This window comes from Bradyrhizobium sp. Kon37 (genome assembly GCF_055807535.1).
The window spans coordinates 576261-600818 of the sequence record NZ_JBVVOY010000001.1 but is presented as its reverse complement, the minus strand read 5'-3'; the positions used below and the strand labels follow the sequence as shown (position 1 = coordinate 600818).

At 64.9% G+C, this 24558-nt stretch carries 24 protein-coding genes; 1 reads left to right on the top strand and 23 read right to left on the bottom strand.

Features of this window, described 5'->3' with window-relative positions; translation table 11 throughout:
• Positions 1-270 precede the first annotated feature (270 nt).
• The 7 genes from rpsO to rimP form a co-directional block, all read right to left on the bottom strand.
• Positions 271-540 (bottom strand): 30S ribosomal protein S15, encoded by a 270-nt coding sequence (gene rpsO / locus AC0L3J_RS02830; protein ID WP_007598346.1) that lies wholly within the window; start codon positions 538-540, stop codon positions 271-273.
• A gap of 3 nt (positions 541-543) precedes the next feature.
• On the bottom strand, positions 544-1662 hold the full coding sequence (truB, locus tag AC0L3J_RS02825; protein ID WP_473345851.1) for a tRNA pseudouridine(55) synthase TruB: 1119 nt from the start codon (positions 1660-1662) through the stop codon (positions 544-546).
• Positions 1659-2102, bottom strand: coding sequence for a 30S ribosome-binding factor RbfA (rbfA, locus tag AC0L3J_RS02820; RefSeq protein ID WP_473345850.1), 444 nt, complete (start codon positions 2100-2102; stop codon positions 1659-1661). The genes truB and rbfA overlap by 4 nt, the downstream gene beginning before the upstream one ends.
• Positions 2103-2259: 157 nt before the next feature.
• A complete protein-coding gene (infB, locus tag AC0L3J_RS02815; protein WP_473345848.1) occupies positions 2260-4965 on the bottom strand; it encodes a translation initiation factor IF-2 in 2706 nt (901 codons plus the stop codon).
• 70 nt (positions 4966-5035) lie between these two features.
• Positions 5036-5719, bottom strand: coding sequence for an RNA-binding protein (locus tag AC0L3J_RS02810; protein ID WP_473345847.1), 684 nt, complete (start codon positions 5717-5719; stop codon positions 5036-5038).
• A gap of 22 nt (positions 5720-5741) precedes the next feature.
• Positions 5742-7352 (bottom strand): transcription termination factor NusA, encoded by a 1611-nt coding sequence (nusA, locus tag AC0L3J_RS02805; RefSeq protein WP_007603900.1) that lies wholly within the window; start codon positions 7350-7352, stop codon positions 5742-5744.
• Between the two features lie 2 nt (positions 7353-7354).
• Positions 7355-8134, bottom strand: a complete 780-nt coding sequence (gene rimP / locus AC0L3J_RS02800; RefSeq protein ID WP_473346066.1) for a ribosome maturation factor RimP — start codon at positions 8132-8134, stop codon at positions 7355-7357.
• A gap of 362 nt (positions 8135-8496) precedes the next feature.
• Here rimP and AC0L3J_RS02795 point away from each other — a divergent pair, with 362 nt between their 5' ends.
• Positions 8497-9579: a DUF2336 domain-containing protein gene (locus AC0L3J_RS02795; protein WP_456767031.1), complete on the top strand. Its 1083-nt coding sequence runs from the start codon at positions 8497-8499 to the stop codon at positions 9577-9579.
• On the opposite strand, the gene AC0L3J_RS02790 is transcribed toward AC0L3J_RS02795, so the two are convergent.
• The 16 genes from AC0L3J_RS02790 to murJ form a co-directional block, all read right to left on the bottom strand.
• A complete protein-coding gene (locus AC0L3J_RS02790; protein ID WP_473345846.1) occupies positions 9576-10286 on the bottom strand; it encodes a tRNA (guanine(46)-N(7))-methyltransferase TrmB in 711 nt (236 codons plus the stop codon). The genes AC0L3J_RS02795 and AC0L3J_RS02790 overlap by 4 nt on opposite strands.
• Positions 10283-11440, bottom strand: coding sequence for a M20 family metallopeptidase (locus tag AC0L3J_RS02785; protein ID WP_473345845.1), 1158 nt, complete (start codon positions 11438-11440; stop codon positions 10283-10285). Before AC0L3J_RS02785 ends, AC0L3J_RS02790 begins: the two co-directional genes overlap by 4 nt.
• 85 nt (positions 11441-11525) lie before the next feature.
• Positions 11526-11939, bottom strand: a complete 414-nt coding sequence (locus AC0L3J_RS02780) for a helix-turn-helix domain-containing protein (RefSeq protein ID WP_007598327.1) — start codon at positions 11937-11939, stop codon at positions 11526-11528.
• 210 nt (positions 11940-12149) lie between these two features.
• Positions 12150-13763 carry an apolipoprotein N-acyltransferase gene (gene lnt / locus AC0L3J_RS02775; protein ID WP_473345844.1) on the bottom strand — a complete coding sequence of 538 codons (1614 nt, stop codon included), beginning with the start codon at positions 13761-13763 and terminating at the stop codon, positions 12150-12152.
• Positions 13760-14878: a hemolysin family protein gene (locus AC0L3J_RS02770; RefSeq protein ID WP_473345843.1), complete on the bottom strand. Its 1119-nt coding sequence runs from the start codon at positions 14876-14878 to the stop codon at positions 13760-13762. Before AC0L3J_RS02770 ends, lnt begins: the two co-directional genes overlap by 4 nt.
• A 1-nt stretch (position 14879) precedes the next feature.
• Positions 14880-15389, bottom strand: coding sequence for an rRNA maturation RNase YbeY (gene ybeY / locus AC0L3J_RS02765; RefSeq protein ID WP_473345842.1), 510 nt, complete (start codon positions 15387-15389; stop codon positions 14880-14882).
• A 61-nt stretch (positions 15390-15450) separates the two neighbouring features.
• Positions 15451-16509: a PhoH family protein gene (locus tag AC0L3J_RS02760; RefSeq protein WP_473345841.1), complete on the bottom strand. Its 1059-nt coding sequence runs from the start codon at positions 16507-16509 to the stop codon at positions 15451-15453.
• A 4-nt stretch (positions 16510-16513) separates the two neighbouring features.
• Positions 16514-17902 (bottom strand): tRNA (N6-isopentenyl adenosine(37)-C2)-methylthiotransferase MiaB, encoded by a 1389-nt coding sequence (gene miaB / locus AC0L3J_RS02755; RefSeq protein ID WP_473288321.1) that lies wholly within the window; start codon positions 17900-17902, stop codon positions 16514-16516.
• A gap of 192 nt (positions 17903-18094) precedes the next feature.
• On the bottom strand, positions 18095-18775 hold the full coding sequence (locus AC0L3J_RS02750) for an HAD family hydrolase (protein WP_473345840.1): 681 nt from the start codon (positions 18773-18775) through the stop codon (positions 18095-18097).
• The gene (locus AC0L3J_RS02745) at positions 18776-19231 is read right to left on the bottom strand and encodes a Fur family transcriptional regulator (RefSeq protein WP_007598312.1); all 456 of its coding nucleotides are present in this window, start codon (positions 19229-19231) and stop codon (positions 18776-18778) included.
• 38 nt (positions 19232-19269) lie between these two features.
• Positions 19270-19755: a ribosomal protein S18-alanine N-acetyltransferase gene (gene rimI / locus AC0L3J_RS02740; RefSeq protein ID WP_473345839.1), complete on the bottom strand. Its 486-nt coding sequence runs from the start codon at positions 19753-19755 to the stop codon at positions 19270-19272.
• Positions 19752-20447 carry a tRNA (adenosine(37)-N6)-threonylcarbamoyltransferase complex dimerization subunit type 1 TsaB gene (tsaB, locus tag AC0L3J_RS02735; RefSeq protein WP_473345838.1) on the bottom strand — a complete coding sequence of 232 codons (696 nt, stop codon included), beginning with the start codon at positions 20445-20447 and terminating at the stop codon, positions 19752-19754. The genes rimI and tsaB overlap by 4 nt, the downstream gene beginning before the upstream one ends.
• A gap of 72 nt (positions 20448-20519) precedes the next feature.
• Positions 20520-21089 (bottom strand): NifU family protein, encoded by a 570-nt coding sequence (locus AC0L3J_RS02730; protein WP_275168744.1) that lies wholly within the window; start codon positions 21087-21089, stop codon positions 20520-20522.
• A gap of 183 nt (positions 21090-21272) precedes the next feature.
• Positions 21273-21767 carry a universal stress protein gene (locus AC0L3J_RS02725; RefSeq protein WP_007598307.1) on the bottom strand — a complete coding sequence of 165 codons (495 nt, stop codon included), beginning with the start codon at positions 21765-21767 and terminating at the stop codon, positions 21273-21275.
• A 107-nt stretch (positions 21768-21874) separates the two neighbouring features.
• Positions 21875-22927 carry a tryptophan--tRNA ligase gene (gene trpS / locus AC0L3J_RS02720; RefSeq protein ID WP_473345837.1) on the bottom strand — a complete coding sequence of 351 codons (1053 nt, stop codon included), beginning with the start codon at positions 22925-22927 and terminating at the stop codon, positions 21875-21877.
• A gap of 73 nt (positions 22928-23000) precedes the next feature.
• The gene (murJ, locus tag AC0L3J_RS02715) at positions 23001-24551 is read right to left on the bottom strand and encodes a murein biosynthesis integral membrane protein MurJ (RefSeq protein WP_473345836.1); all 1551 of its coding nucleotides are present in this window, start codon (positions 24549-24551) and stop codon (positions 23001-23003) included.
• Positions 24552-24558 lie beyond the last annotated feature (7 nt).

Here is a 24558-nt window from a genome sequence, read left to right as displayed (position 1 = left end):
GCTGGACTGTCAGTCGGCACGAACGCGAACACCGAAGCGCGGTGCTCGCCCATCATGCCCCGGATACTCGCCGTCACTCGAGTATGATCCGGAAAAGTGCAAAGCGGTTTTCCGACAAGATCATGCTCAAACAACAATCCAAAGTGCGATTTTATCGCGCTTTGGGCTCGCATCCGACGCGCACGCAGCCTCGACGAAAAACCTTTAAACAAACGCTTTCGTTCGAAATCACGCGCGAAAACGCGCGCCGGTTGGCGCGCGCAAGAACTCTTAACGACGAATGTTGTGCTTCTCGAGCAGCGCCTTGTAACGCGCCTCGTCCTTCTTCTTCACATAGTCGAGGAGCGAGCGGCGGGTCGAGACCAGCTTCAAGAGACCGCGACGCGAATGGTTGTCCTTCACGTGGGTCTTGAAATGGTTGGTGAGGTTGGCGATGCGTTCCGACAGGATCGCGACCTGAACCTCTGGCGAGCCGGTATCGCCGGCCTTGTTGGCATTCGTCTTGATGACTTCCGCTTTGCGTTCTGCGGCAATCGACATCGGTCAATTTCTCTCGTTGCGATCGGCGCTGGCAGTCAGGCCGGTCAGGTTGAACACACGCTTGGGGATGATTTCGCCATTGCCGACTTCGGCAAGCGCGAGAAGTCGGCCTGCCACCGTGACATAGACTGTGCCGCTACAAGTGGGCGCATCCCGTCCGCGCAACAAAACGGCTTGGCCCCGATGGAGCCTTGCCGCATCAGCCCGAGTGACGGCCAGTGCCGGGATGTCGTCCAGCGCGGTCTCAACGGGCATAAGCGCGTCGGCGAGGCTACCCTCGCCGGACGCGGCTCTATCGCACAAAGCCTCCAGCTGATCCAGCGGAATCATGTCGTTCTCGCCAAATGGGCCGACCAGGGTCCGCCGCAGCGCGCAGATATGGCCGTAAGTGCCGAGAATCCGGCCCATATCGCGGGCCAGCGCGCGAACATAGGTGCCCTTGCCGCATTCGGCCTCGAACACGGCATGGTCGCTATCCGGTTGATCTACAAGGCTTAAACGGTGAATCTCGACCGGGCGGGGGGCCAGTTCCACGATCTCGCCGTCGCGGGCAAGGTCGTAGGCGCGCTCGCCCTGGACCTTGATCGCGGAATAGCGCGGCGGAATCTGCTGGATCATCCCGGTGAAACGGGGCAGCAGGGCCTCGATGGCCTCCCGGGTCGGGCGCTGGTCCGAGGTTGCGGTCGCCCGGCCCTCGATGTCGTCGGTGTCGCGCTCCTCGCCCCAGCATACCGTGAACCGGTAGCGCTTGCGGCCATCCATGACGAAGGGGACGGTCTTGGTGGCCTCGCCGAGCGCGATCGGCAAGCCACCGGAGGCGAGCGGATCGAGCGTGCCGGCATGGCCGGCGCGTTTGGCGTTGAACAGGCGCTTGAGCACGGCAACGGCCTGCGTCGAGGTCATGCCGATCGGCTTGTCGAGCACGACCCAGCCGTGGACGTCGCGGCGGTCGCGGCGCGGCTGGTTGCCCTTCTGCTTGTTGGCGCGCGGATCGTTGTTGACGCGGCGCGGCTCCTGAGGCGGCTGAGAATTGCCGCCCATGTCCGCAAAATTATTTTTCTGCACGTCGAGCTGATCGGCCTCTTCGCCGCCGATCGTGCCGTGAGCCGGGTCCATCGTCATCGTTCTTCTTCCCGATCCGAATCCGGATCCTGTTCCAAGTCCTGTTCGAGGTCCTTCTGCACCGCGGGTGTTCGCAAAAGCTTCTCGATCCGTTCCGCTTCGTCGAATCGTTCGTCGACGCGGAAGCGAAGGTCAGGTGCAAATTTCAGGTTAACGCGCCGCGCGACCTCGCCGCGCAGGAATTTCTTGTTGCGCTCGAGCGCAGCGAGGACGATCTCGGTATCGCGGCCACCGAGCGGCATCACATAGACTGTTGCGAGCTTCAGGTCGGGCGACATCCGCACCTCCGGCACGGTGATGATGTGACCTTCGAGGTCTGCATCATGCACGCTGCCTTGCGCCAGAATCTCGGCTATCGCATGGCGAACCTGCTCGCCGACCCGCAACTGACGTTGCGAGCCGCCGGACGCGGAACTCTTTTTCTGATGATGGCGGGGCATGGTCTGAAAATCACCTCGTCATGCCCGCGTTTGGGGCACTGGCACTGTCATTTGTCTTGCTGAAACGAAGAGGGGTGGATGGCCGGAAAAAAATCCGGCCATCGCACTCCCGCAATTCAGTTCAAAAAAGATCCAGGCGCTTCGGTAAGATTTGGACTTACAGGGAGCGCTGGATCGTCTCTACGCGATAACACTCGATGACGTCACCGGCGCGCATGTCGTGATAGTTCTCGAAGGCCATGCCGCATTCCTGACCGGACTGGACTTCCTTCACTTCGTCCTTGAAGCGCTTCAGCGTCGACAGCTTGCCTTCGTGCACGACGACGTTGTCGCGGATCAGACGCACATTGGCGCCACGTTCCACGGTGCCGTCGGTGACGCGGCAGCCGGCGACCTTGCCGACCTTGGAGATGTTGAAGATCTCCAGGATCGCGGCATTGCCGAGCATGGTTTCGCGCAGGGTCGGCGCGAGCAGGCCGCTCATGGCCTTCTTCACGTCGTCCACGAGGTCGTAGATGATGTTGTAGTAACGGATCTCGATGCCGTTGCGCTTGGCGGCCGCAGCGGCCTCCTTGTTCGCACGAACCGAGAAGCCGATGATCGCGGCGTTGAAGCCTTCCGCGAGCGTCACGTCCGATTCCGAGATGCCGCCGACACCGGCATGCAGGATACGCGCGGCGACCTCGTCGGTGCCGAGCTTCTCCAGCGAGCCGAGGATCGCTTCCAGCGAGCCCTGCACGTCGGCCTTGATGATCAGCGGGAATTCCTTGCGGCCCGCCGTCTTCAACTGCGACATCATCTGCTCGAGCGAGCCGCGCATGCCGGAGATCGAGGCAGCCGCGTTCTCGCGCTTCTGGTGCGCGCGGTAGCTGGTGACCTGACGGGCGCGGGCTTCGTTCTCGACCACGGCGAGACGATCGCCGGCTTCCGGCGGGCCGTTGAAGCCGAGCACCTCGACCGGCACCGACGGACCTGCCTCCTGCACCGTCTCGCCCTGATCCGAGATCAGCGCGCGGACGCGGCCCATTTCGGCGCCGGCGACGATGATGTCACCGACACGGAGCGTGCCGCGCTGGACCAGAACGGTCGCGACCGGACCGCGGCCGCGATCGAGCTTGGCTTCGATCACGGTGCCTTCGGCCGGACGATCCGAATTGGTCTTGAGGTCGAGGATGTCGGCCTGGAGCGCGATCATCTCGAGCAGCTTGTCGAGATTGGTCTTGTTCTTCGCCGACACTTCGACGTCGACGACTTCGCCGCCGAAGGATTCCACCTGCACCTCGTGCTGGAGCAGCTCGGTGCGCACGCGCTCGGGCTTGGCGTCGGGTTTGTCGATCTTGTTGATGGCAACAATGATCGGCACCCGCGCCGCCTTGGCGTGGTTGATGGCTTCGATCGTCTGCGGCATCACGCCGTCGTCGGCCGCAACCACCAGCACGACGATGTCGGTCACCTTGGCGCCGCGGGCGCGCATCGCGGTGAACGCGGCGTGGCCGGGCGTGTCGATGAAGGTGATCTTCTTGCCGCTTTCGGGCGACAGCACCTGATAGGCGCCGATATGCTGGGTAATGCCGCCCGCTTCGCCGGAGACGACGTTGGCATGGCGGAGCGCGTCGAGCAGCGAGGTCTTGCCGTGGTCGACGTGGCCCATCACGGTCACCACCGGCGAGCGCGGCTCGGTGTCGGTGGAATCGTCGATGGCGTCGAACAGGCCTTCTTCAACGTCGGAGGCGGCAACGCGCTTGACGGTGTGACCAAGCTCCTCGGCGATCAGCTGCGCAGTGTCGGCATCGATCACGTCGGTGATCTTGTGGATCGCGCCCTGCTTCATCAGCATGCGGATGATTTCCACCGCGCGCTCCGACATGCGGTTGGCGAGCTCCTGGATCGTGATCGCTTCCGGAATGACCACCTCGCGGATGAGCTTTTCTTTCGGCTCGTTCGCGGCATGGCCCTTCAGGCGCTGGGTGCGGCGGCGGAACGAGGCGATCGAGCGCTCGCGGACGTCGTCGGCATTGAAGGCGGTGACGACCGTCAGGCGGCCGCGCTCCTTCTGCGGGCCGGGCTTGTGAGTGGGCTTGGGAGCGACCACAGGCCGCGCAGCGCCGCCGGGGCCGCGACGGATCTGGCGCGGACCCTCGTCCTCGTCCGGTCCGGCCGCGACAGCGGGGGCGCGGCCCACCGGGCCTCCCGGCCGCTGCGTGGTCGTTCCGGGCCGCGCGGTCGTTGTTCCCGGGCGTGCCGTGGTGGTTGTGCCGGGGCGCGCCGTGGGCGCTCCGGGCCGCGCTGCAGGAGCGGCCGAGGTCGTGGTTGCAGGGCGCGCCGCAGATTGCGGTTGCTCGCCTTCGCCAAAACGCTTCTTGGCCTCGGTTTCGGCCTTCCGCTTGGCTTCCTCTTCGTGGCGGTGACGCTCCTCCTCGGCCTTGCGGCGGGCTTCGGCGGCCTCGCGATCGGCACGCTCGGCGCTTTCGCGGACCGCGCGGCGCTGGGCCTCTTCCTCGGCATGGCGGCGCTCTTCGACTTCGCGCACCTTGGCATCGGCCAGCGCGCTGGCGCGGGCGGAACGTTCGTCCTCAGTCAGCGTGCGCAGCACCACGCCGGAGCCGGCGTTGCGCGGCGGCGCGGGGCGGGCCGGAGCAGGCTTGGGCGCGGCGGCGGCCGGCGCGGGCTTCGCCACCTCGGCCACCTGCGGCTCGGGGCTGCCGTCGACACGGCGCTTGCCACGCTTCTCGACCACGACCTGCTTGCTACGGCCATGACTGAAGCTCTGGCGCACGGTGCCCGTTTCGACGCGCGGCTTGAGCGATAGCGTCTTGCTCGGAACGCTCAGCTTCTTGTCGCCAGGGGTCTTGGTATCAACCATTAAGCAGTCCTAATCCTGATCTTGTTGTCTTGTGCGTTGCCGCACCGTGCTATCGGGTGGTCGTTGTCTCTCAGAAATCCTGGCCGGGCTTTTCGGCAGTCCTGTCAGCGTCCGCCATCCGGTATCGGACCAGCATCTGGCTACGTGACAGGAATGACTTGCTCGCCGGGCCCGCGAGCAGGGCAGCATGTATCACATTTGACCGGGTAAGTGCCAAATCCAATTCTGTCGATTTTAGTGCGGTGACGACGGGAATCGGCGGCTTGGCGCCGCGATTTCCCTCATTTTGACGCGCCAGCATGTCCAATTTGCGGATTCCGTCCGCGGCCCCGTCGCTGGCATGGATCAGGACCTCGACCGTACCTTCCCGAAGCGCGCTTTCGACCTTGCCGAAACCGGCCACGATCTGGCGCGCCTTGGCGGCAATCCCAAGGGCTTCGACCACGCTCCGGACCAGGAGCGCCTCGACGTCGGCGGGAAGCGTCTGAGGAATGCGCAGCTCGCGCTTGAAGGCTTTGGTGAAATGGTGACGCCGAACGGCTTCCGCAACCACCTCGCGCGAGGCGGTGACCCACATGCCGCGTCCGGGCAGCTTGCGCTTGAGATCGGGAACTACTTGCCCTTGGGGCGAGACGACGAAGCGGATCAGCTCGTCGATCGGCCGGACCTCGCGGCTGACCGCACACATCCGCATGGTCGCGGACCTTTCGGTCCGCGGTCCATGGTCGAGTTCGGGGTCAGTATCGGCGAGCATCCGGGTGACATCCTCCTTCGCCTTAAGCCGGCTGATCTTCGGTCGCCTCGGCCTCTTCGGCGGGCTTGGCGAGATCGGCCTCGGTGATCCAGCCGGCCTTGACGCGGGCCTGCATGATCATCGCTTCGGCATCGTCACGGGAAATTTCGAGGCCATCGAGCGCGCCCGGATATTTGGTCTGCTCGCCGCCTTCCTTGCGCTCGGTCCAGCCCACCAGATCGTCCGTGGCGCAGCCGGCGAGGTCGTCGACCGTCTTGATGTCGTTCTCGCCGAACTTCACCAGCATCTTCGAGGTGACGCCGGGCACGTCCTTGACGGCGTCCTCGACGCCGAGCTCCTTGCGCCTGGCCTCGAGCTCGGCTTCCAGCTGTTCGAGATATTCACGGGCGCGGTTCTGCAGTTCCTGCGCGGTCTCCTCGTCGAAACCTTCGATGCCGGCGAGTTCCTTGACGTCCACCATCGCGAGTTCCTCGACCGAAGTGAAGCCTTCCGACGCCAGCAATTGGCCGACCACTTCGTCGACATTGAGCGATTCCATGAAGACGCGGGTGGAGTTCTCGAAATCGGCCTGGCGGCGCTCCGATTCCTCCTGCTCGGTCAGGATGTCGATGTCCCAGCCGGTGAGCTGCGAGGCCAGACGCACGTTCTGGCCGCGGCGGCCGATCGCCAGCGAGAGCTGGTTGTTGGTGTCGGGCACGACGACCTCGATGCGCTCGCGGTCTTCGTCGATGACGACCTTGGAGACTTCGGCTGGCGCCAGCGCGTTGACCACGAAGGTCGCGATGTCGGGCGACCAGGGGATGATGTCGATCTTCTCGCCCTGCAATTCGTTCACCACCGCCTGCACGCGCGAACCGCGCATACCGACGCAGGCGCCGACCGGATCGACCGAGGAATCACGGGAAATCACGCCGATTTTGGCGCGCGAGCCGGGATCGCGGGCGACTGCCTTGATCTCGACGATGCCGTCATAGATCTCGGGCACTTCCTGCGCGAACAGCTTTGCCATGAACTGCGGATGGGTGCGGGAAAGGAAGATCTGTGGCCCGCGGGTCTCGCGGCGGACGTCGAAGATGTAGGCCCGGACGCGGTCGCCGTTGCGGAACACTTCGCGCGGCAGCATCTCGTCGCGGCGGATGATGGCCTCGCCGCGGCCGAGATCGACGATCACGCTGCCGTATTCGACGCGCTTGACGACGCCGTTGACGATGTCGCCGATGCGGTCCTTGAATTCCATATATTGCCGGTCACGCTCGGCCTCGCGCACCTTCTGCACGATCACCTGCTTGGCCGACTGCGCGGCGATGCGGCCATATTCCAGCGGCGGCAGGGTGTCGGCGATGGTGTCGCCGACCTGGGCACCGGGATTGGCGCGCTGCGCATCCACCAGCGAGATCTGGTTGGAATGGTTTTCGACCGTCTCGACCACCAGCATGTGGCGCGACAACCGGAGCTCGCCCTTCTTCGGGTCGATCTCGGCGTGAACGTCGGTCTCGCTGCCGTAACGGGCCCGCGCCGCCTTGGCGATGGCATCCTCCATCGCCGCGATGACGATGCCGCGGTCGATCGATTTCTCGCGCGCAACGGCGTCGGCGATCTGAAGCAATTCAAGTCGATTGGCGCTGACTGCCATGGCTAGTCTCCTTCGTCAGGATCGATCTCGCCCCGTCGCGCGCGTTCGGCGGCCAGGCGATGTTTCTTGGTATTGGTCGGAGCCGGCTTCTTCGTAGTTGCCGGCGCCGGCTTCTTAGCCGGCTTGGTGTTCTTGGTCGTTTTTTCGCTGATGCTGGCGTGCGGTGCCGCCGGCGGCTCCAGGCCGAGATTGCGGCGCATCTCGCGTGCCTGGGCCTTGCCGCGGCGCATGGATTCCGCGATCAGCTCGTCGGTCAGCACCAGTCGCGCCTCGGCGATATCTTCCATCGTCAGGAGAACTTCGGCAGCCTCGGCCGCCTTGACGTCGTCGCGATGTAGATGCACCTGGTCGCCTTCGACGGGGCCGATCGTGCCGCGGAACCGCTTCCGCCCCTCATGGGCGACCGCCATCTCGATCTTCACCAGATGGCCGGCATAACGCTCGAAATCGGAGCGGCGCACCAGCGGGCGGTCGATCCCCGGCGAGGAGATTTCCAGCCGATAGGCGCGATCGACGGGATCGGCGACGTCGAGCACGGGCGACAGCGCCCGCGAGATCGCCTCGCAATCCTCGATCTGCATGGAGCCGTCCGGCCGCTCGGCCATAACCTGCACGGTGCAGCCGGATTCCCCGGAAATGCGGATTCGCACCAGGCGGTAGCCCATGCCTTCGAGCACCGGCCCGGCGACCGCGGACACCCGTGCCGCCACGCCCGGCTCGACTACGAGCCTCGGCTCGGCCAGCAATTCGGCATCCGTGGAACCAGAGTTCGGTTCGGTCATGTCAGAGGTCAAGGCGCTCGATATGGTTAAGGCTTGGTTTAAGATCTCAAAGCTCGCTTCGGAACTCTCCCGACAGATCGCCGGGCCGCACATCTCCCACCAAGCCGCGTTCAGGTAATAAAAAAGAGCGGGTCCTTTCGGGCCCACTCTCACTACGCGGATCGTATGAGAAGATGAATTGGCGCTGATATAGCCCTTTCCGTCTTCCCGGACAAGGCCCATGCAGGGCCGGCTGGGCTTTTTGCGCCCGGCCTGCGGCCTCGCGCAACGCTTCCTTCACCTCCGAGGCCTAAATTCCTGATTGTGGGGCGGCTTGGACTAAGGGCGCACCCGCGGCGTGCCCCGTACGAGTTTGCGTTTTCATGACCGTTGCCACGTCGCTCATTCCCGGACTGGACGATATCGTCAAACGCGGCGACCCGCGGCGTCGCGGCGAGATCGCGCACGCCATCTCCCAATTGTTCTTTCAGGACGCCGAGAACCTCCGTCCCGATGTCATCGATCTCTTCGATAATTTGCTGATCGATCTCGTCCCGCATGCCGAGCTCGCCTCGCGCGTCGATCTCGCCGAACGCTTCTCGCGCCTGAACAACGCGCCCCGGCATCTCGTGAGTCAGCTCGCGCGCGAAAACGAAATCGCGGTGGCGGGCCCCGTGCTGCGCCATTCGCCCGTGCTCGACGACGCCGCTCTCGTCGAAATTGCGCGACTGAAGGGCCAGGGCCATCTGCTCGCGATGAGCGAGCGACCCACGCTGTCGGCTGTCATCACCGACGTGCTGATCGAGCGCGGCGATCGCGACGTGGTGCGCCGCGCCGCGGGCAATTCCGGCGCGGTGTTCTCGCCTGGCAGCTATTCGGAGCTGATCAAGCGTGCCGCACAGGATGGCGTGCTGACGCTCAGGATCGGCCAGCGTAGCGATCTTTCGGGCGAGAACCTGAAACAGCTTCTCGACGGTACGCTCGACGTCATCCGCCGTCGCCTCTCGAGCGTGGTCAATCCCGTGCGCCAGGTCGAAATCAAGCGCGCCATGGCGGCCATCGAGGAAGCCACGCTGCCGCCCGGACCGCGTCGCGATTTCTCGGGAGCGCAACGTACGATTCTGGCCTTGCATCGCGGGGGCCATCTTGGCGAGAGCGCGCTGTTTGGCTTCGCGAAGGCCCACAAATACGAGGAGGCGATCGCGTCGCTCTCGGCGATGTCCGGCGTCCGCCTCTCTGTCCTCGACCGCCTGATCACAGGTGACCGCTACGATCCAATTCTGGTTCTGGCGCGTGTGCTGAATGTCAGCTGGCCGACGGTGCGTGCACTGATCCTGATGTGGTACGGCCCGAATCGCACGCCAGCCGATGCCGATCTTGAGCAGGCGCGCGCCAATTTCACGCGGCTGATGCCGACGACCGCCGAGCGCGTCGTGAATTTCTGGCGCAACCGGCAGACGATCTAAACCCGCCTGAATCGCAGATACGCCGCCTTGCGGCCTTCGCGCGTGGCCTTTCGGCCATAGCGCGTCATCGTGTATCCGTCCCACGGCAGGCGAAAATCATCGGCGCGCTCCGCGAGCCAGACAAAGTCCTGCGAGCGCGACAGATGCGACAGCGTCCAGGCGCAGTAATCGTCGATGTCGCAGACGAAACGAAATTCGCCGCCGGCTTTCAACACGCGCGCCATCGCGGCGATGGTCCGGTCCTGGACGAAGCGCCGCTTCCAGTGCCGCCGTTTCGGCCAGGGGTCGGGATGGATCAGGTCGATCCGCGACAGCGAAGCCTTCGGCAGCCAGGCCAGGAGCTCGGCGGCATCACCTGCGAACAGGCGGATGTTGCCGATCTCGGCGGCCTCGATCTGCGCGAGGATCTTCGCCATGCCGTTGACGTAAGGCTCGCAGCCGATGAAGCCGGTCGTGGCGAAGTTTTGCGCTTCCGCCGCAAGATGCTCGCCGCCGCCGAAGCCGATCTCAAGCCGCAAATCGTCGACGGCAGGGACGAAGATCACGCGGGCATCCGCCGGTGCTTCGCGGTCGATCGCGAGCGCAAGACGCGGCAGCAGATGATCGATCAGCTCGGCCTGGTGTTGCCTGAGCTTGTGGCCCTTGCGGCGCCCGAAGAAAGCGCGCTCGCTGTCCTCGCGATCGGGATCTGATTTGCGCTCACTCATCGTAGCGTCTGATACAGGCGATGGAGCAGCCGCGCGCGCGGTTCGAGCGACGAGACGTAGAGCTGCTCATAATGTGTGTGCGCGCCCTTGCCGTCGACGCCGAGCCCGTCGAGCGTCGCGGTGTGGGCGGCGGTGAAATTACCGTCCGAACCGCCGCCGGTGTGAACGTCGACCAGCTCGAAACCGATCTCCGTGGCAACGGTCTTTGCATGTTCGTACAGCGAGGCGCCGGCATTGCTCTTCTCGTAAGGCGGACGATTGAGCCCGCCCGTGACCTTGACGGTGACGCCATCCGTCCTTGATGTCAGGGCGAGGATCTTGCCGACGAATTCATCCGCGTCCTTGAAGCTCGGCACGCGCACATCGATTTCGGCATGGGCTTCTTCCGGCGTCACATTGGGCCGCGTGCCGCCGCGCACGACGCCGACATTGACGGTGACGCCGCGCGCCAGATCATTCATCGCTTCCAGCGCCAGGATCACGTTGGCGAGCTCGCGGATCGCGCTGCGGCCATCCTGGGGCCGCGTGCCGGCATGCGCGGGCACGCCCTTGATGAACACTTCGAATCGCCCGACGCCCTTGCGGCCGGTGACGATCTTGCCGCCATCGCGGGCCGGCTCCGTCACCAGGACGTATTTCGCCTTGCGCCCTTCGGTCTCGATGAGTGCGCGAGAGGTGGGGCTGCCGATCTCCTCGTCCGAGGTGAATAGGTGGGTGATGCCGAGCGGCGAGCGATCGGCCGTGGCGCAAAGCGCGCGAAAGGCGTGGTGGGCGATGTAGGCGCCGCCCTTCATGTCGTAAATGCCGGGACCGAACGCGCTGTCGCCTTCGACCTTGAACGGCAGGCGCTCGATGAATCCCATGGGGTGAACGGTATCGAGGTGGCTCAGCACCAGGATGCCGGGCCGGTCCTGGCCCCAGGTCGAGCGCGCCACGAGATGATCGCCGCAGCCATCGACGCCGGCGATGCGCTCGAGCGTAACAGGGAGATCGCGGTATTGCTCCGCGACTATTGAGACCAGCTTGTTGACCTGTTCAGGTGCGTCCGTTGGCGTCTCGACCTCTACCCAGCGGCGGATGCCATCGAGAATAGTTTGGGAATCGAACCAATTGGAGCTGACCATGAGTGCATCTGTGCCTTTGAATCGCATCATCGAGGAAGACGCGCATCAAAGCGCGGCCGCAAATGACGACATAGGCCAGATTTGACGCAGCCTCAAATCGGATTGAGATGCCGCGTCAGCGCTTGTCGGGGCCTTCGCGAGCCGCGATCTGCTCGACGAGATCGACGATCGAGCGGCGCATCTTCGAATCGGTGATTCGGGTGAACGCCTTGGTCAAGGCCAGTCCTTCGGACGTCGCGAGAAAATCCGAGACGTAAGACGGCGATGCGCCTTCTGCGAAGCCGTCCGGCCCCGCCACGCCGCTCGGACCGCCCTCGAACAGGAAGGACACCGGCACCTGGAGAATTTCGGCAATTTGCTGGATGCGGCTCGCGCCGACCCGGTTTGTGCCCTTCTCGTATTTCTGAACTTGTTGGAAGGTCAGGCCCAAAGCTTCACCGAGCTTTTCCTGGCTCATGCCCAACATGATGCGGCGCATCCGCACGCGACTGCCGACATATTTGTCAACAGGGTTGGGCGCTTTCGACATTTCCTCAGCCCTCCAAACATCACCTTCGGCGCAATCAGGAATGCCTCAGGTGTAAGCAACGTCAAAATCAGACCCTGTTATTGGAAAACATTGCGGAGAAATTTAGCAATGCCCACTGTCTTTTGCAGCCGGTGCAGAATGAGGAGGCCGCGTGCAGTCTGTCAACCGTGGGACTACGGTTGTCAAAAGTTATCGGCCGCGGCTGCGTGATCAGGGATGCCGTTTGGCAACACGTCGGCGGACCGCCCAAAACACGGCGAGCGCGACAAGCATGGCCGCGGGTACATCGCCCACGCGCGCATAGATGGTCGGCGGGATCGCGGCGGGCAGATTTGCATCCAAAACGCCTTCGATCCCGAGACCGAGACTGGCGACGATGCGTCCCACCGGATCGATTACCGCGGAAACGCCGGTATTGGCGGAGCGAACCAGCGGTAATCCGAGCTCGATCGCGCGCATCCGCGCCTGTTCGAGGTGTTGGTAGGGGCCGGTCGAGATTCCGAACCAGCCGTCATTGGTGAGATTCACGATCCAGCCCGGACGCTCATTGGGTCCAGCCACTTCGCCGGGGAAGATTGCCTCGTAGCAGATCAGCGGCAGCGCGGACGGCGCGCCGGGGACCGCCAGCGCGTGGCGCACGGTGCCGGCAATGAAGCCACCGCGCACACGCGTGAGTTGCTCGAAACCGAGCTTCTCCATCAGGCCCTGGTAGGGAAGAAACTCGCCGAACGGCACCAAATGCAGCTTGTCGTACATGGAGAGCACGCTGCCGTCGTGGTCGATCACGTAGATCGAATTATAGGCGCGTGTGATCGGCGTGCCCCGCGGCAGGTCGGGCGCGCGGACCGAGCCCGTGATCAGCACCGTGCCCTTGGGCAGAAGCTCCGCGATTTGCGCCATCGCATCGGCTTCGCGAGTGAGGAAGAACGGAAAGGCGGATTCCGGCCAGATCAGGATGGTGGCATCGCGCACGCCGGTCGATTGCGGCCCGGAGGCGCGGTCCGACAAGGCCAGATATTTCTTCATCACCTCCGCCTTGGCGGCGTAGTTGAATTTCGCGTCCTGCTGGAGATCCGGCTGCATAAGGCGCAATTTGGTGCCCGCGACCATCGTGGTCGGATGCAGCGACAGGCGGATCGCGCCGAAGATACTCATGACCAGCAGGAGCGCCACGGCCGCGGCCGGTGCGCGCCACGCCAGGCGGCGATCGGGCGTGCGGTCGATCAGCGCCGCGGGGCTCGCGAAGATCGCAACCGTCAGGAACGTCATGCCCCAGAGGCCGATCAGCGACGCCGTTTGTGCCAGCGGCAGCGGCTCGGACAGCGCATAACCGAACGCGTTCCAGGGAAAGCCGGTCAGCGCATGACCGCGCAGCCATTCGGTGATGGTGAGACTTGCCGCGAGCGCAAGCACGCGCGTGGCGTTCTTGGTCCAGAGCAGGCGGGCGAGCGCAAAGCCCATTGCCGTGAAGATGGACAGATAGGCCGGCAGGCCCAGCACGGCGAACGGCGTCAGCCAGGCGAACACATCGGCATCGACGAAGAAGGCGTAGCCGATCCAGTAGAGGCCGGGCACGAAATAGCCGAGGCCGAACCAGTAGCCGGTCAGCGCCGCGGCGGGGACGCCGCGATACCGGCCGGCGCCGGCGCCGTCGATCAGCCAGACCAGCACCGGGAAGGTGATGAAAAGCACCGGGAAGGCGTTGAACGGCGCCAGTGCCAGCACCGAGAGCGCACCGGCAGCCATCGCGACGAGCGCGCGCTTCCATCCCCAGGTCAGGATGATGGCAAGCGCGATCTGGCGAAATCGCTGGAAAGGGCTCACTGCGGACCGGTCCCGTCGCTTGGCGGCGGGGTGGGCGTGTCGCTGGCCGACGGCTGGCTGCCATCCGGCGCAGCCTCGCGGCGCCGGCTTTCGCGCTGGGTGCGCGGCGCGGGGCGCTCCTTTCGCGTCGAGATCCGCAGTCGCTTGACCCGGCGCGGATCGGCATCGAGCACCTCGATCTCGTAATGGCCGGGGCCCGAGATCACCTCGCCGCGCACCGGCAGGCGCCCGACGAAGCTGACGAGATAGCCGCCCAGCGTCTCCACTTCCTCGCCGGCCTCGCCGGTGACGAAGTCCTCGCCGATCACGGTGCGGACGTCGTCGAGGCTGGCGCGGGCGTCGGCGATGAAGGCGTTGTCGGGCAGCCGCACGATCGAAGGCGGCTCGTCGCTGTCATGCTCGTCGTCGATCTCGCCGACGATCTGCTCGACGATGTCCTCGAGCGAGACCAGGCCGTCGCTGCCGCCATATTCGTCGACCACCAGCGCCAGATGGATGCGAGTGGCCTGCATCTGCGCGAGCAGGTCGATCGCCCGCATCGACGGCGGCACGTAGAGCAGCTTGCGGATGATGCGCGCTTCTTCGAGCGGCAGCGCGAGATCGACCGTCCGCAGATCGAGCCCGGCCGGCAGCGGTTTCTTGCGCTTGGTTTTCGTGACCCCCGACACGCGCGCACGCGCGGTCATGAAGGCGAGCAGATCGCGGATATGGACGATTCCGACGGGATCGTCGAGCGTCTCGTTGTAGACCACGAGGCGCGAATGGCCGGCGCTCTCGAAGCGGTCCATCAACTCGCCCAGCGGGATGTCGCGCTTCACCGCGACGATGTCGGCGCGATGCACCATGACATCGGCGATGCGACGCTCGTGCAGGCCGAGGATGTTGCGCAGCATGGTGCGCTCGACCGTCGAGAAGCCGGTGTCGTCGGGCGTCGTGGCGTCGAGCACAACCTGGAGGTCGTCGCGTACCGAACCCGCCTTCCAGCCGAACAGGCTGCGAATGGCACGCAGCAGCCAGCCTTCCGCGGTCGGGCGCATCACCTCGCCTGAGGTCACCACGACCGGTAAATTGGCCGTGTTGCGCGGATTGTCCTGAATCGGGTCGGAATCCGGCATCTCAATGCGTCCCTGGGCGGTCGGCATAGGGGTCGGGAATGCCGAGATGAGCCAGGATCTCTCGTTCGAGCGCTTCCATTTCCTCGGCGTCGTCTTCGTTTTCGTGGTCGTAGCCGACCAGATGCAGGAAACCGTGCACGGCGAGATGGCTCAAATGATGATCGAACGGCTTTTGTTCCTCGTCCGCCTCACGCCGCATGGTCTCGTAGGCGATCGCGATGTCGCCGAGCATGCGCGGCGCATCGCCCGGTTTCCAGTCGCCATCCGGCTGCAGCGCGGGAAACGACAGTACGTTGGTCGGCTTGTCGATGCCGCGCCAGTTGCTGTTCAGGGTGCGGATGCCGGCATCATCGGTCAGCATCACCGCCACTTCCGCCTCCGCAACGTCTTCGTCGACATTCTCGGCGGCGGCCGCCACGGCGCGCTGGATCACGGCTTCGGATTCGGGCTCCCGCTGCCAGCAATCGGCGACGACGAGGACCTCGGTGATGGGAAGGTTGGGGTGTGACATTGTCCTTGTTCCGAACGAAGGGGCGCTGTGTCCGCGCCCGTATGGTCCGGTTGCTGCCTCGTCAGGATTTACCGGCGGCCGGCCGCTGCGGCGCCCCTTCGTAGGCGGAGACGATCCGCGCCACGAGTTCGTGGCGGATCACGTCTTCGGCCTTGAAATGAACTTGCGCAATGCCTTCGACGCCGCTCAGCAGGCGCGTCGCCTCGGCGAGGCCCGAGGTCTGGCCGTTCGGCAAGTCGATCTGCGAGGGATCGCCGGTGACGATCATGCGGCTGTTTTCGCCAAGGCGGGTCAAAAACATCTTCATCTGCATCGACGTGGTGTTCTGCGCCTCGTCCAGGATGATGGCCGCATTGGTCAGCGTGCGACCGCGCATGAAGGCGAGTGGCGCGATCTCGATCTCGCCGGTCTGCAGCGCGCGCTCGACGATGCGCGCGTCCATCAGGTCATAGAGCGCGTCGTAGATCGGGCGAAGATAAGGATCGACCTTCTCGCGGAGATCGCCGGGCAAAAAGCCGAGCCGCTCGCCGGCTTCCACCGCCGGGCGCGACAGGATGATCTTGTCGACTTCCTTGCGCTCGAACAGCTGCGCGGCATGCGCGACCGCGAGCCAGGTCTTGCCGGTGCCGGCGGGGCCGATGCCGAACACCAGCTCGTGGCGCTTCAGCGCGCGGATGTAGGAATCCTGCGCCGCCGTGCGCGCACGCACCGGGCGCTTGCGCAAATTGATGCTGTCGAAGGTGGATTTGGCCGACTTGGCGTCGAACTCGAACAGCGAGCCCTGCGCGATCACGGCTCGGATCGCGCCCTCGACCTCGCCCTGGTCGAGATCCTGTCCCTTCACGGCCTGGGCGTAGAGCGTCTCGAGCACCCGGCGCGCGGCATCGCAGCCGTCGCGCGAGCCGCCAATCGTGATGTGGTTGCCCTTGGAATCGACGACGACGCCGAGCCGCCGTTCGATCTGTGCCAGATGCTGGCCATAAGGGCCAACTAGCGCGGATGCGGCGCGGTTGTCATCGAAATCGATGACGACCTGGGTCTCGGGCGGAATCTGCATGTCGCGGTCAAATTTGCGGCTGGGAGCGATGGAAGAAGGCGAATCCGATGCGCTTTTGGGCAAGGGTTCAGGCTCCAGTGGCGATGGGCGATAAAGCGGGCTCGTGCGCCATGGCGAGCTCACCGAGGAAGCTGTAGCGTTCAAGGCTGTCGATCCGGACCGGCAGGATCTGTCCGATGATGTCGGGCGAGGCCATCACATGCGCGGGCTGGAGGAATGCGGTGCGGCCGACGATCTGGCCGTCCTTGCGGGCTGGACGCTCGAACAGCACATCGACCGTTGAGCCAATCGCAGCCTTGTTGAAGGCCGATTGCTGGCTGTCGATCAGTTCCTGGAGCCGCTCCAATCGCTGGTCCATCTCGGAGGGGGACACCGTCTCCTGCATGTCCGCGGCCGGCGTTCCCGGCCGGGCGGAGTATTTGAACGAATATGCCGCAGCGTAGCCGATTTGCGTGACAAGCGCGAGGGTCGCGAGAAAATCTTGCTCGCTCTCGCCCGGGAAGCCGACGATAAAATCTGATGAGAAAGCAATGTCTTGGCGTGCCGACCGGAAACGGTCGATGACATCAAGATAATCATCGGCGGTATGTTTCCGGTTCATGGCGGCCAAAATCCGGTCCGAGCCCGACTGCACCGGCAGGTGCACGAACGGCATCAAGGCATCGAGATCGCGATGGGCTGCAATCAGACTGTCATCGACGTCGCGCGGATGGCTGGTCGAATAACGCAGCCGCGCGACGCCCGGGAGCGCCGCGAGGTGCTCCAGCAGCCTGCCGAGCGGCCAGCTTTTTCCGTCCGGTCCCTCGCCGTGATAGGCGTTGACGTTCTGTCCGATCAGCGTGAGCTCGCGGACGCCATTCTCAGTGAGCCGCTTCACGTCGTCGACGATCTTTGTCACCGGCCGCGAGACTTCCGAGCCACGCGTGTAAGGCACGACGCAGAAGGTGCAGAACTTGTCGCAGCCTTCCTGCACCGTGACGAAAGCGGAGATGCCGCGGGCGCGGATCGCGCCGGGCTTGGGCTGGGCGAGAAAGCCGAACTTGTCCTGAGCCGGGAATTCGGTCTCGATGGCGCGGCCCTCATTGCCGGCGCGCTTCAACAGCTGCGGCAAATGATGATAGCTCTGCGGTCCCACCACGACGTCGACCGCGGGTGCACGGCGCACAATCTCCTCGCCCTCGGCCTGTGCCACGCAGCCCGCGACCGCGATCTGCATGGTACGCCCGTCGCGTGCGGCGGCGTCCTTGGCGACGCGCAGGCGGCCGAGCTCCGAATAGACCTTTTCCGAGGCCTTCTCGCGGATATGGCAGGTGTTGAGGATGACGAGGTCGGCGTCATCAGCGCTGGCCGTCTCCACGAATCCTTCCGGGGCCAGCGTGTCCACCATGCGCTGGGCATCGTAGACGTTCATCTGGCAGCCATAAGATTTGATGTGCAGCTTGCGCGGCGGCGTCATGGAACCCGGAAATGAGGTGGGAGGACTGCCCTCAGATATAGGCTGGGAAGGCGAAAATCCAGCGATTGGGGGTCTTTTCGGTCGTCATTCCCAGGCGCGACGCAGTCGCAAACCCGGAATCCAGAGGTTTTGGCACGAGATTCCGGGTTCGATGCTGGCGCATCGCCCCGGAATGACGCCGAGAGGAGGGATTCAGCCCGCCAGAGTGTCCGCCGCGACCCGCCGGACCAGCTCCGGCAATTGCCGCATATCGTCGAACGTCAATCCGGCCCCGGCGGCCCGGAGTCTTTCCGCGTGGCCTGGCGGGCAATGGCTGCCACCGTGAAAGCCCAGCACGGGCATCCCGGCGGCATGCGCGCCGGTCACCCCGGGGACGCTGTCCTCGATCACGAGGCACCGCTGCGGCGCGACTTTCATCCGCGCGGCGGCGAACAGAAAAAGATCGGGCGCGGGCTTGCCGCGCGCGACCTGGCTTGCGGAAAAGATGTTCGGAGCGAGCAGATCGTAGAGACCGGCGCAGGTCAGGCCGTGGTGGATCTTCTCCGGCGTGCCGCTCGACGCAACGCACTTGGGCAAATCGATTGCGCCAATCGCTGCGGCCACATGGGTGATCGACTGCAAATCGCTGGCATAAAATTGCAGCGTCGCCGCATTCACTTGGCTTTCGAGATCATCGGGAAGATTGCGGCCGATCTCCTGTTCGACCATTCGCCGTGCGTCTTTCTCGGATACGCCGAGAAAGCGGACCAGCACCTGCTCCGATGTGATCGGATAGCCGTGCCTGGACAACACATCCGCATGCGCGCGACAGGAGATCACCTCGCTGTCCACGAGCACGCCGTCGCAATCGAAGATGACGAGATCGATGGCCACTTAACTTGTGGGTTTGTCGTCGTCGAGCGGGACGCAATAGAGCTCGAGCCGATGATCGACCAACTTGTAACCGAGCTTGCGGGCGATCTCCGCCTGGAGCTTCTCGATCTCCTCGGAGGTGAACTCGATCACCTTGCCGTCGCGCAGGTTGATGAGGTGGTCGTGATGGCTGTCGCGCATCTGCTCGTAGCGCGCGCGGCCTTCGCGGAAGTCATGGCGCTCGATGATGCCCGCATCCTCAAACAGTTTGACGGTACGATACACCGTCGAGATCGAGATCTTGTCGTCGACGGCGACACAGCGGCGATACAGTTCCTCGACATCGGGATGATCGACCGCCTCCGCGAGCACGCGTGCGATGACACGGCGCTGCTCGGTCATGCGCATGCCGGTGGCGGCACAGCGCGCCTCGATGCCGGACGCCTTGGAAGCGGGGGAAGGTTTAAGACCAGTCATGTGATGTCCGCCTGACGGGGCGCTTTCTGCCATCAATGTTACGACAAGTCACGTCGCATCAGAAGTGCGTTCAATTGTTCCCCGTTCGGCTGCTTATAGTAGCGTTCGCGGCGTCCGACCACCATGAATCCGGCTCGGTCGTAGAGCCGCCGCGCCGGCTGGTTATTTTCCTCGACCTCGAGAAATATTGTGCGCACGCCGCGGCCTGCCAGGTGGCCGAGATGGGTCATGAGCAGCGTGCGAGAGAGGCCGCGTCCGCGATGGGCCTGGTCGACCGCGATCGAGAGGATCTCCGCTTCGTCCGCGCCGATCCGCGACACCGCGAAGCCCACGGTGTTGCGGCCGAGGCGCAACCGGTGCACCAGCGTGTTGCGCTCGCTGAGCATGCTCTCGAACTCGCCTTCGCCCCAACCGCGCGCGAAGGAGTCGCCGTGGAGCTGCGCGAGCCGTGCGACGTCGCGCGCGACAGCCGGCTCGACGACGGCCGTGCCGCCGCGCCACCATTCCGAGAACCATCTCATCATGAGCTTGCGGCTTGTGCTGCAAGCGGCAGTTGTGTGGACGGCTTTGCGTCGGGCGCCCGCAGATAGAACGGCCGCGCCGGATTTGTCGCGGGATCGGCCGCGGCGCCAAGCCATGCGACCCAGCCGATGTCGGGCGCGGGCTGTGCGTCCACCGCGACCGGCTGCGGCATATCTTTCGGCCAGCGCTCGGCGAGGATCTTCGCGGCGTTGCCGACCAGATGCGGCGCGCCGAATTGCGAAGCCGCGATCGCCTCGTCGATGGGAGCGACGCCCGGCCGCACCAGCTGACTGCCGTCACCGGCCACGATCTGGAAGTAGACGTGATCGTGCCGCGCGTCGATCGCTGAGATCACCGGCGCCGCTCCGCTTTGGCCGACGACGCCGGCGGCATAGGCCGACAAGGTGGTCAGACCGACGGCGGGCCGCTTCGCAGCAAGCGCGAGGCCTCGGGCCGCCGAAATGCCGACGCGCAGGCCGGTGAAACTTCCGGGGCCCATGGTGACCGCGATGCGGTCGAGCGCGGTGAAGGCAAGATTGGCTGAGTGCATCACGCGCGCGATCATCGGCATCAACGCTTCGGCGTGGCCGCGCTTCATCAGAAGCTGCTCCTGCGCGAGGAGCTGGCCGGAATCGGTGTCGAGAACGGCAACCGCGCACGCTTCCAGCGCGGTATCGATGGCGAGGATCAGCATGGAACGATCATAGCATCATCCCGGTCGTCATGGCCGGGCTTGACCCGGCCATCCACGACTTTGCGCCCCAGCCTACATCGGCCGGACTTCGACCACGTCGGGGACGAAGTGCTTGAGCAGGTTCTGGATGCCGTGCTGGAGCGTCGCGGTCGACGACGGGCAGCCGGCGCACGAGCCCTTCATGTTGAGATAGACGATACCGTCCTTGAAGCCGCGGAAGGTGATGTCGCCGCCGTCATTGGCAACCGCCGGGCGCACGCGGGTCTCGATCAGATCCTTGATCATGTCGACCGTCTCGGCATCGGCCTCGTCGAAGAATTCGTCCTCGTCGTCGAGATCGACATCGCTCGCGGCAGCACCGTCCGCGAGCAACGGCGCGCCGGACATATAGTGCTCCATGATGGCGCCGAGGATCGCGGGCTTGAGCTGTTGCCATTCACCGTTCGCCTTGGTCACGGTGATGAAGTCCGATCCGTAGAACACGCCGGTGACACCGGGGACCTCGAACAGCTTTTCGGCGAGCGGCGAGCGTGCGGCCGATTCGCGGCTCGCAAATTCCATCGGCCCGCCGTCGACCACGACGCGGCCGGGAATGAACTTCAGCGTGGCGGGATTGGGAGTGGCTTCGGTTTGAATGAACATGGTTTTCTCCAGACGTCGCCGGTTCAAGGCCGGCGCGTGCTCTATCCACTAGCAGATGGCGACGGCGAACGCACGGTCAAGGGGTAAGTTGGCCGTTCACCTGTTATATCAGCGGGTTAGTGTAGGGGTGCCAAACTCCCGCGGCGTCATGGCCGGGAGCCCGGGCATGACGAGCGCCTGAGTTTACGACAGCGAATCCACGCTCTGGTCGCTCAGCGCGCCGGAAATGACCGTCACCGGCACCGGGAACGTGCCCAGCGCGTGCGCGAGCAGCGAGACTAATGGCCCCGGGCCTTCCGCGCCCGGATTCGCGGCGAGCACCAGCATGGCGATGTCGGGGTCCTCGTCGATCACCGCCAGCAGCTGTTCCATTGCGGCGCCTTCGCGGATCACCCGTTCCGGCGTGATCGCGGCGATGCCGTTGGCGCGGCCGGCGGCACGGTCGAGCGCGGCTTCGGCCGCCTCCTGCGCCTCGGCGCGCATGATGTCGGCGACCCCCAGCCATTCCTGGCTCTGCTGCTCGGGCTCGATGATGCGGAGCATCACCACGCCGCCGCCGGCGCGGATCGCCCAGCGGCTGGCGTAATAGACCGCGCGATCCCATTCGGCGGTGTCGTCGACGATGACGAGGCATTTGGGCTTGTGACCCGGCTCGAAGCAAAGTCGCTTGCTGGTCATGCATGTCCCGGAATGTGCACGGCTGACATGCTGCCACACTCCGTCGTGCTTGGGGAGAGCGGAAGCGGCCGGCGCCGTGACGTCGGCCGCGTTTTCGCGAACGCGCTTTAGCGCCGGCGGATGAAGCCGACGATGTCCTTCGAGAGCTTCATGGTCTCGTCGGCAATCGCGCGCGCGCGGTCGGCGCCGTCGTTCAGGATCGCGTCGATATGGCCGGGGTCGGCGACGAGGCGCTTCATCTCGCCGGCGATCGGCGCGAGCTTGGTGACGCACAAATCTACCAGCGCGTTCTTGAAGCTGGAGAACTGGCCGCCGCCGAAATCCCTGAGCACGTCGGCCTTGGAGCGGCCCGAGAGGGCGGCGAAGATGCCGACGAGATTGTCGGCCTCGGGGCGCGCTTCCAGACCCTTCTCCTCGGTCGGCAGCGGCTCCGGATCGGTCTTGGCCTTGCGCACCTTCTGCGCGATGGTGTCGGCGTCGTCGGTCAGATTGATGCGCGAATTATCCGACGCGTCCGATTTCGACATCTTCTTGGTGCCGTCGCGCAAGCTCATCACGCGCGTGGCCGGGCCCGTGATCAAGGGTTCCGGCAACGGGAAGAACAGGCCGTCATTGGCGCCGAGGTTGCGGATCGAGTCGCCGAAGTCATTGTTGAACTTCTGCGCAATGTCGCGCGAGAGCTCGAGATGCTGCTTCTGGTCCTCGCCGACCGGCACGTGGGTGGCGCGGTAGAGCAGAATGTCGGCCGCCATCAGCACGGGATAGTCGAACAGCCCGACGGACGCGTTCTCGCGGTCCTTGCCGGCCTTCTCCTTGAACTGGGTCATGCGGCCGAGCCAGCCCATGCGCGCGACGCAGTTGAAGATCCAGGCGAGCTCGGCGTGGCCCGAGACCTGGCTCTGGTTGAACACGATGTGCTTGCTCGGGTCGATGCCGCTGGCGATGAACGCTGCGGTCACCTCGCGGGTGTTGCGCGCGAGCTCGACCGGTCCACCCCAGACGTCCACGCCCTGCGTGATCGCGTGCATGTCGACGACGCAATAGATGCAGTTGTGGGTTTCCTGCATCTTCACGAAGTTGACGATCGCGCCGAGATAATTGCCGAGGTGCAGATTGCCCGTCGGCTGGACGCCCGAAAAAACCCGTTCAACGAATGGCATGGCAGCTTTCCTGCAAGATACGGGGCGTCGTTTCCAACAGCGGCGCTGCCCCGTCAAGGGAATTTCGCTAACCTCAGGCGCCGGGATCGGGCCGGGCGGGGCGTTTCAAGGCACCGACCGCTTCGCGCCAGGACGTGACGCGGAGGATTTGCAGGAGCAAGCCATAGACGACGATTCCGGCGGCGATCTGTGATCCCAGCGCCATGAAGCGGATGAGCCCATGGGCCTCCGAAGGCAAGAAGCCTGCGGTCAGCCATAGCAGGCCGCCCATGGCGAGCGCGGCGAGCACGATTCGCGGTAGCCGCTTGCGGGCGGCGGCATCGACCGAGAAGCCGAATTCACGCGTGCCTTTCCGGAGCAGCGAGATCGCGCTGCTCCAGGCGCCGGCGGCAATGCTGGCGGCGATCCCGCTCGCGCCGAAGAAATGACCGAGCAGGATCGCGAGCGCGACCGCGACCACGAACCCTTTGGCAGTCGCAAGCAGCGGCGTCATCGTGTCGCCGCGCGCAAAATAGGCCGGGGACAGCGCCTTGATCAGCACATGAGCCGGCAGGCCCAGCGCCAGCCACATCAGGGCGCGCGCCGTGGCCGCGCTGTCCTCCGCGCCAAAGGCGCCGTGTTCGAACAGCAGCCGCACGATCGGCTCGGCCAGCACGATCAGGCCGAGCGTCGCCGGCAGCGCCAGCCCGGTCGCGAGTTCCAGCGCTCGCGATTCCGCATGCGCAACCGTATCACGATCGCCGCTCCTCACCGCGCGCGTCAGCTCCGGCACCAGCACCGTACCCATGGCGACGCCGACAATGCCAAGCGGCAGCTCGATCAGGCGGTTGGCGAAATAGAGCCAGGAGACCGCGGCAGGCGTGGCGGAGGCGATGATCGCGCCGGCCACCATCAGCCATTGCGGGCCGGAGCTCGCGATCATGCCCGGGATCGCCTTGGCGAAGAAGCCGCGCATGTCCTTGTCGAAGCTCACGCGCAGCGGCGTCGCCAGACGCGCACTTCGCTGTGACAGCAGCATCAGGAGCTGCAACAGGCCGGCGATGCCGACGGTGGCCGCCAGCATCCACGCGGCGACGGTTGCATCGGCGTGCCCCAGCAGGAGTGCTGCGATCGCGGCGATCAGCGCGATGTTGAACAGCAGCGGCGAGAACGCGGTGAGTGCAAAGCGTCCCTGCGCGTTGAGCAGGCCCATCAGCACGGTGACGGGTCCCGCGAAGGCGAGATAGGGCAGCATCAGCCGCGCATTCTGGACGCCGAGATCGAGCGATGCGCTGCCGATGAAGCCCGGCGCGATGATCATGATGATCAGCGGCATCAAAAGTGCAATCACGATTGAGATTGCGATCAGGCACGCGCTGACCGTACCGAGCACGCCTCCCGCGAACGCCGCCGCAGCCGCCTCGCCTTCGCGGTCACGAACGCGCAACCAGGCCGGGATCAACGCCGCATTCAGGGCGCCCTCGCTGAGCAGGCGCCGCACCACATTGACGAGCTGAAATGCCGCCAGAAACGCGTCCGCCACGGCGCCGGTGCCGAGCAGCGCCGCGATCAGGGAATCGCGTGCAAAGCCCAGCAGCCGTGAAGCCAGTGTCCCCGTCGAGACGGTCAGGAAGGAGCGGATCATCGGAACT